This is a genomic window from Pseudonocardia pini (assembly GCF_013870575.1).
Taxonomy (GTDB): Bacteria; Actinomycetota; Actinomycetes; order Mycobacteriales; family Pseudonocardiaceae; genus Pseudonocardia; species Pseudonocardia pini.
Window position 1 is genome coordinate 1 of record NZ_JACBXB010001217.1, and the last position, 1051, is coordinate 1051.

The following is a 1051-nucleotide window of genomic DNA, read 5'->3' on the forward strand; positions in this document are numbered from 1 at the left end:
ACCTGGCCGTGGTCATCTCCTCCGGCGGGACGACGGGGGTGCCGAAGGGCAGCCGTCGGGACTTCGCCCGGTACAGCACGATGGCGGCGACCCCGGCCGACCCGGCGCGCAGGCAGCTGGCGAACGGCAAGCTCGCCTACCTCACGCAGATTCTCGTGGACCAGACCCTGCTCGGCGGCGGGACCGTCGTGCTGCAGGACCACTACGAGCCCGTGGCCACGCTGGCGGCGGTCGAGCGCGAGCGGGTCACCCACCTCTTCCTGGTGGAGCCGCAGCTCTTCGGGCTGATGGACCACCCGGCCGTCGCGGACGCGGACCTGAGCTCCCTGCAGGCCCTCACCCACATCGGCGCGATGGCCGCCCCGGTGCTCCGCCGCCGCGCCCGCGAGCGGTTGGGCCCGGTGGTCATGCACACCTACGGGGCCAGCGAGATCGGCATCGTGTCCGCCCTGCGGCCCGCCGAGCACGACCGGCCCTCCCGGTTCCGGTGCGCGGGACGGATCCTGCCGGGCGTCGACGTCCGGTTCCGGACCGCGGACGGGGCCCTCGACCCGGCGGCGGGCGCGATCGAGGTCCGCTCGCCCGCGATGGCGCAGGGCTACACGAACCGCCCGGTCGAGGAGGCCGAGCACTTCGTCGACGGCTGGTACCGCACCGGCGACCTCGGCTGCCTCGACGAGGAGGGGATGCTCAGGATCCTCGGCCGCGAGTCGGACATCGGCGAGCTGGGCGCGGTCACGCCGACCGAGCTGCAGGACACGCTGTGCCGCGTGCCGAGCGTCCGGTACGCGGTGCTGGTGGCGGACCCGGCCAGGGACGTGCGGATCGTGGCGGCGCAGGCGTGGCCGGGCGGTGCCGTCGACGTCGCGGAGTGCCGTGCCGCCGTCGCCGCGGAGCACGGGGAGGCGGTCGCGGCGAGCCTGCACCTCCTGCCGGTGGACGCCGTCCCGCTCACCGAGCAGGGCAAACCGAACCGGGTGGCGATCAGGGAGTTGGCGGCGGTGCCGAGCTGACCATCGCGACGAGCCCGGCCGGGGCGGCGTCGGCCACC

1 protein-coding gene is annotated in these 1051 nt (G+C 75.3%); it reads left to right on the top strand.

Going from position 1 to position 1051, the window contains the following annotated elements:
- A partial coding sequence (locus H5J29_RS33960; protein WP_181784947.1) for a class I adenylate-forming enzyme family protein occupies nucleotides 1-1013 on the top strand: 1013 nt, incomplete at its 5' end.
- Nucleotides 1014-1051: the final 38 nt, after the last annotated feature.